Origin of the sequence: Ohtaekwangia sp., from assembly GCF_036568665.1 — a bacterium.
Taxonomy (GTDB): domain Bacteria; phylum Bacteroidota; class Bacteroidia; order Cytophagales; family Cyclobacteriaceae; genus Ohtaekwangia.
The window spans coordinates 1-7,282 of the sequence record NZ_DATCSD010000454.1 but is presented as its reverse complement, the minus strand read 5'-3'; the positions used below and the strand labels follow the sequence as shown (position 1 = coordinate 7,282).

The 7,282-nt window shown below is 44.6% G+C and carries 5 protein-coding genes; all 5 read right to left on the bottom strand.

All coding sequences use genetic code 11. From position 1 onward, the window contains the following. Positions 1-399 precede the first annotated feature (399 nt). Positions 400-2,088 carry a sodium:solute symporter gene (locus tag VIN08_RS26875; RefSeq protein ID WP_331972437.1) on the bottom strand — a complete coding sequence of 563 codons (1,689 nt, stop codon included), beginning with the start codon at positions 2,086-2,088 and terminating at the stop codon, positions 400-402. Positions 2,089-2,248: 160 nt separating this feature from the next. Continuing rightward, positions 2,249-4,774 carry a PIG-L family deacetylase gene (locus VIN08_RS26870; protein ID WP_331972434.1) on the bottom strand — a complete coding sequence of 842 codons (2,526 nt, stop codon included), beginning with the start codon at positions 4,772-4,774 and terminating at the stop codon, positions 2,249-2,251. 121 nt (positions 4,775-4,895) lie between these two features. After that, positions 4,896-5,348 carry a hypothetical protein gene (locus VIN08_RS26865; RefSeq protein WP_331972431.1) on the bottom strand — a complete coding sequence of 151 codons (453 nt, stop codon included), beginning with the start codon at positions 5,346-5,348 and terminating at the stop codon, positions 4,896-4,898. Positions 5,349-5,511: 163 nt separating this feature from the next. Then, positions 5,512-6,306 carry a thymidylate synthase gene (gene thyA, locus VIN08_RS26860; protein ID WP_331972429.1) on the bottom strand — a complete coding sequence of 265 codons (795 nt, stop codon included), beginning with the start codon at positions 6,304-6,306 and terminating at the stop codon, positions 5,512-5,514. Between the two features lie 97 nt (positions 6,307-6,403). Further along, positions 6,404-7,282 (bottom strand): carboxy terminal-processing peptidase (locus VIN08_RS26855; protein ID WP_331972427.1); only part of this gene is annotated, 879 nt, incomplete at its 5' end.

Genomic DNA, 7,282 nt, shown 5'->3' with positions numbered 1-7,282 from the left:
AAAATCATACGTGACGTTAATAAGGACAATAAATATCAACTACCAGCGCTGCTCATATTCTGAGCCTCGAAGGATATTGGGTAAATGTTTGAAGATGCTATGCAAAAACAGCCTCCGATAGAAACTATGCGCAACAGGCATGAGATGCCCGTTAAGAGGGGGAAGACGCTGAGTTAAACAGGTAGACAGGTTAGTGCAACGAACTTACTTCGACTGATATAATCTTAGACAGAGCCCAAAGACACAGTTTAAAGTAAAATCTGGTGCAAAGATAAAACCGTTCAGATGTTAAAACATTAAATGAAGTCAAAAATTTTTAGACAGATATATACTAAACTGATTAGTAACCTCTTACGTGATTATTATTGAGCAGGAAGTAGTTGGAAGCGCTTAAAATAATTACTCACGTGTCCCCAACACTATCTGCAGCACCAACCCCGACACGATCACCACTGCGCATCCGATTATGTTATATAGCAGGAAAGCTATATCTGTAAAAAAATAGAAATATAGCACGATGCCTTGCGCGAGTATGGCTGCGCAAAATACAGCGGTTGCTTTTACTTGTTTTACATAGAAGGCGGTGAGGAAAATTCCGAGTATTGTTCCATAGAAGAGCGACCCTACTATGTTTACAAACTGGATGAGGTTTTCGGCAAATGTAGCAAGCATGGCAAACACCATCGCGAGTATGGCCCATAGTACAGTAAACCAGCGTGAGGCTATTAGGTAATGCGATGCTTCTGCGGTATTATTCATCGATCGCTTGTATATATCAACGGTGGTGGTAGATGCCAGTGCATTAAGCTCGCCTGCCATAGAAGACATGGCTGCTGAGAACATCACTGCCAGCAATAATCCTATTATGCCATTGGGTAAATTATTCAATACGAAGTTGAGAAATATATAGTCGCGATCTTGTGTTTTTGCACCAGGTATAGCTTGTGCTATGGTTGATTTTACAGAATCGCGTACTTCCGTTTCCCGTTTATATAGTTGCTGTACTTTCTTTCGCGATGTTTGTATAGCCTGCTTATCTTCAGCATGCATCGCTTCTACGAGGTGATCTACTTCAACGCGCTTCTGTTCATGCAAAGAAGTATATTGTTGCTCGAGCGTGCGGATCACCTCACCTTGTTCAGTCTGTAATGCACGTTCCTTTAATACAGTATTATGAAATACCGGTTGTTGATGAAACAGGTAGAACACAAATACCATAACTCCAATAAACAGGATGATGAACTGCATCGGTATCTTTAGCAGACCATTGAAGATTAGTCCTAATCTGCTTTCAGCAACGGATACACCGCCCAGGTAACGCGCTACCTGCGATTGATCGGTGCCAAAGTATGACAGAAACAGAAATGCACCGGCTATCAACCCTGACCATATATTATAGCGATCGTTGGGATTGAACTCAAGGTTTACCAGGTTCATCTTCCCCATCGTGCCCGCCAATGCTACCGTATCGCGAAATGTTACTGTCTCGGGTAGCATGCTATAGGCTAATATACCGGCCAGAATCATTCCGCTTATGATCACTGTCATTTGCTGACGCTGTGTAAGGCTCACGGCTTTTGTTCCACCGGATACTACATAAATGATCACGAGTGTCCCGATCAGCAAAGTGGTAACGGATATAGGCCACCCTAAAATAGTGGATAGCACCAGTGCCGGTGCATACAACGTAATGCCTACTGATAATCCGCGAAGTATAAGAAAGAGTATAGCCGCGAGTAACCGTGTTTTAAGATCAAAGCGAGTTTCCAGGTATTCGTAGGCGGTATATACTTTCAATTTATAGTATATCGGCACCATGGTTACAGAGATAATAACCATGGCGATGGGCAATCCGAAGTAGAATTGCAGAAAGCGCATGCCATCTTCAATGGCCTGGCCTGGTGTAGAAAGAAACGTGATAGCACTCGCCTGCGTGGCCATGATGGATATACCGATCATCCACCACTTCATGGAGTTGTCGCCTTTTAAATAGCCTTCAATGTTGCGTGTTCCTTTTGTGCGCCACGTTCCGTATAGTACAATAAAGAGAATTGTACCAAAGAGTATAACCCAATCCAGATAATTCATGCAAAGATGCGGGTTAACCAATAATATAGTATGATCTGTATTACCATGACTCCAATAACGAGCCAATACCAATGCTGCCAGGTTTTGAACACAGGCGGCTTATCCGGGGTGAAATTCATACTATATATAGCGTTGGTGGTGGAAAGAGATATATACTATATCAGGTGTGTTTGTTCTTTCGCTTTCTATTGGCTTGCGCAGGTGCAGGCTCCGCACGTTGCCCGCGCAGAGAAACGATGTTTGCAAAAAGCTTATAGGCCCCGGCAACACCTTCCGGCAGCTCGCGGAAAAATGACAACGATGTATATATATAGTAACCGTTACCATACTTCGCCACCAGCAGGCTGCCATCTTTCGGTGTCTCTTTCTTGTCATTCATCGAGAGAATGGCTTCAAATGAAGGATCCCACTTATTCGGGAAATATAGTCCCCGCTCCTGCACCCACCCGTCAAAATCCTGAGCTGTAATTTTGTTGGGTATATTTACTACCGGGTGTTCCGGCTTCAGTATTCGTACTTCAGCATCCTCCTCGGTTACACGATCGCGCGAAAGCTCTAGCGAATAGGGCGAAAAGTTTTTCGCTACAGCATCGTTGGTATTATACTGCATTACCAAGGTACCACCGTTCTTAACATATTCCAGCAGCGCAGGCATACTATAGCCCATGCGCGGATTCGTGTTCAGCGCACGCACACCTACTACTACAGCATCCATGCGTTTCAGGTTAACAGCATTTACATCTTCATTCTTCATCTCTACCACGGTATATCCCATATAGCGTAATGCTGCGGGAGTTTCGTCACCGGCACCACGGATGTAGCCGATCACAGTTCCCTCCTTCTTCAGATCAAGACGCACTACTTTCGCTTCCGCTTTTGGCAATAGTGTTTGTGTAGGAATGTGATCGTAGCCGATCGTCTGAATACTTCTGTCAAACGAACCCGCTCCGTCAATTACGGCTACTGCTTTCAGTATACCGGTTTCTTCTTTCGAGGCCGGATATACCTGGAATGTTTTTATCTGCTCTTCACCGCGCTCGTGTATGTCAAGCGCTATAGATGCAGGGTCTGTCCTCCACCCTTGTGGCAGTTCCAGGCGCAACGTACCGGTTATGCGCGCATCACTTGCTGACTTTACTGTAACCGCTACTTCATGCGGTGTGGCATCGTGAAAGATTACTACGTTACTGCTGAGGTTTAAGAATACGGGTGGCACAATTTCAAAGGGGCGTGACAATTCTCCTTTTGCAGGATCCGTCCATTTATAGCGAAGCGGTCGTACCACTTGCAGTCTCTCTCCGGCAATGGTTATCGTAAATGTTACCGGTATAGCAGGATCGTTCTCCGGTTTACCTATAAGATTTTTATCGGTTACTGTAAAAAGTCCAACACCGTGTTTTTCGTTCAGCCAATAGGGTGCAGAGTATGGTTCATCGCGTTGTATACTCCGGCTATAGCGCAGCAGCACAGGTATATTATCCTGTAATGCCATAGCAGTAGCAGAATCAACCGCTATATCCTTTGCCTCGATGCGATTGATAGTAACCGGAACACCCGAACGATTCACCAATTCGATAGAAGCTACAACTTTTTGACCGGGTGCTACATAGTATTTATCAGCCGTTACATCGATATATAGTCCCAAGCAATCTACCAGTAGTTGTTCCGTCTCTTGCAGTTTGCGTGTCTTCCATATACCGGGCTCCAGCGCCATTATAGCTTTGCGTATCTGCAATACTATAGCAATACTTGCAGCCGGATTTTCTTCATTAAACTCGGCAATCGCTTTTGTTACCAGTGGCTGAATTTTTTCGCCACCTTTTACACGACTCCACGTTGTATTTATACCTTCAAATATACTCTTCTCCGCCTTCGCTCCCTTTATATATTCAAGGAACTCTGGTTGATCACCACGTGTGCCGCTCGAACCAAATCCCTGGCTCTTATGCTGGCTTCGGCTAACGGCCGCTATCTCGGTATATGATTGCCCGAGCAATGCGCTATAGGCGCCTACATGCAGCGTCACTACACCGGGCGTAGATTCATTGATGCTCGTATTCCACCAGCGACCGGTGTTGGTATATAATCGCTTTGCCTGCCACACAGAAAGATTCTGTAATTGGTCAGGGTATATATCTTTTGATGCGGCCAGATCAAATGCTTCCTGTGCCAGTATAGCAGAGGCTGTATGATGACCGTGCCCCGCACGTTCGTCCGGAGGGAAACGGGTAATAATAACATCGGGTTGATACTGACGAAAAATCTTTACTACATCCGACAGGACTTCGTCTTTATTCCAGATGTGAAAAGTTTCATCGGCAGATTTTGAAAAGCCAAAGTCATTGGCACGCGTAAAGAATTGTTGTCCGCCATCTATACGCCTGGCCGCTAATAATTCCTGTGTGCGGATCAAACCGAGTTGATCGCGGATCTCCGGACCGATCAGGTTTTGTCCGCCATCTCCGCGTGTCAGTGAAAGATACCCGGTGGTTGCGAGGTTATCATTCGCGAGGTATGTGATAATGCGTGTGTTCTCGTCATCGGGGTGTGCTGCCATATATAGCACAGAGGATAATACATTCAGCTTTTTCAGCCTGAGTTTGATGCGTGCTGCATCGGATTGATTATCCGCTTGTGAAAAAACGATCGTTGGAATTATCAATAAACAAAATACAAGGCTCCTCATTCGGCTATATCATTTGTGCGAATTAACATTAAAAAAACGAAAACAAATATGCTCCATACAGGAGAGGAAAGATAGCTTGCGGAGAGGTTGTGAAAAGATTCGGAAGAAGACAATCTATAGGTTATACACGTCCGCGTTTTTCACCATTCACCAGGAAGGTACCATCTTCTTCAAAGTGAATGACAATGCGGCTTACAGGTTTCTTATCTCTAGTAAGAAAGTAGATAATATACTCATACTCGGTAACACGACCTTTCACATCATCGGTATATCCTATATCAAGGTTTATCACATCACCCTGCACTACTTTTCTCGACATCACGGTGATGTCTTTACTATTGATGACTTTTACCCTGACTTCCTCCTGTGTAAGCTTCACCATTTTTATATCGAGGTTGAGATAGGGAAGCGGCCCGGAGGATGCGGGTTGTGCGGTAGTATATACTTGTGTATGATCGCCTGCTTTCACCTTGAATTTAAAGTCGAGGTTGATATCAAATTCCTCTTTGGGTTTGAAAGGAATTTCGTCTGCTGCCAGCCATGCTATAAACAGGAAGGTGTAGAGTAGTTTCATGGGGGGAATGATCCTCTACTAAATATACAAAAAAAGCTGCAAGTTTATCAGCTATCAGGCTAATCGTTACACGTTAATTGTTAATCGTTATACGTTAATCGTTTAGCCGTTAATGTATAAAGACATCAACCGTTAATCTGTAACAGATAACGGTTACCGCCTCCTAAACAGCGATTGGCGCCTTAATGGATGGATGCGCCTGGTAGTTTACAATCTCGAAATCCTCGAACTGATATTCGAAGATGGAGGCAGGCTTCCGTTTGATGTTGAGCGAAGGCAGCGCATAGGGCTCCCGTGATAACTGTAGTTTTGCCTGCTCAATGTGATTGGTATATAAATGCACATCGCCACCGGTCCACACAAATTCGCCTGGCAGCAGATCGCACTGCTGCGCGAACATATAGGTCATCAGTGCATACGAAGCAATGTTAAAAGGAACACCGAGAAAGAAATCTGCGCTGCGTTGATATAGCTGGCAGGAAAGTTTTCCATCGGCCACATAAAATTGAAAGAGTGCGTGGCAGGGAGGCAACGCCATCTTATCTACTTCCGCAGGATTCCACGCAGTAACAATATGCCTGCGCGAGTCTGGCTTTTGTTTGATCTGGTTGATCACCTGTGTGATCTGATCGATGTGTTTTCCATCAGGTGCCGGCCAGCTTCTCCATTGAGAGCCATATACCGGGCCGAGCTCTCCATTCTCATCCGCCCACTCATCCCAGATGGATACACCATGATCGTTGAGATACTTGATGTTGGTATCACCATTCAGAAACCACAGTAATTCATAAATGATAGAGCGCAGGTGAAGCTTTTTGGTAGTAACCAATGGAAACCCCTGTGAAAGATCGAATCGCATTTGTCTTCCGAAAACAGAATATGTTCCGGTACCTGTACGATCGGTTTTACTGGCCCCGTTTTCGAGGATGTCTTTCATCAGGTCGAGATACTGCTTCATAGGAGTTTGTGGGAGAATCAGCCTGCAAGTAATACACATGAAGTTACAATCTCAACTTTCCGGAGAGAATAACTTCATGTGATGGATAAAGAAATGATTAACCGATCTTGGAGGTAATTAGATCGCCTAATACGAATAAACCTTCTCGCAGGTATTCGTCATCCAGTTCGTTCAGATTGGATGTAGGCAGCTCTTTGTTTGGCAGGCGTGTGTTAAGATTGGTCTGTGCTGCTTTTTTCTTTTCAGCATCTTCCATTTCTTTTTTACGAACAGCCTCGTTCAGCGATACTTTGGTTTCTTTATAGCTCTGGCGAATGTCTTCTGTGTCGTTTACAAATTGCGCGAGTGTCTTATCGTTTTTAAGACGCTCCTGGTATGATTTGTTAAGGTTCGCCAGAACGCGCTCGTTGATTACCGGTGTTTTCTGGAACAATGTTCCGCGAATCTCATCCCATGGCAATGCACTTGGATTAGCACTTTCACCAAACTGCTGCGGATCAAGCGCGGTAGGAAGTTTTACATCGGGAATTACACCTTTGTTTTGTGTGCTGCTTCCGGTAACACGATAGAACTTCTGGAAGGTAAGCTTCAACTCTCCTACTTCATTATCCGGATCGTTGATGAATCGCTTCAGATCAATAACAGTTTGCACGGTTCCTTTTCCGAAAGTTGATTCACCTACAACCACACCACGGTGATAATCCTGTATAGCACCGGCAAAGATTTCAGAAGCTGATGCACTGAAACGGTTCGTTAATACTACCAGCGGACCGTTGTAGGTGATTGCAGGATTGTTGTCGGTCTGTACATCAATGCGGTTCAAAGAATTTTTTACTTGCACTACCGGACCATCTTTAATGAAGAGACCGGTGAGTTCAATAGCTTCTGTAAGCGATCCTCCTCCGTTGTTACGAAGATCGAGCGCAATGCCATCTACTTTTTCTTCCTGCAATTCTTTAATCAGTCGCTTTACATC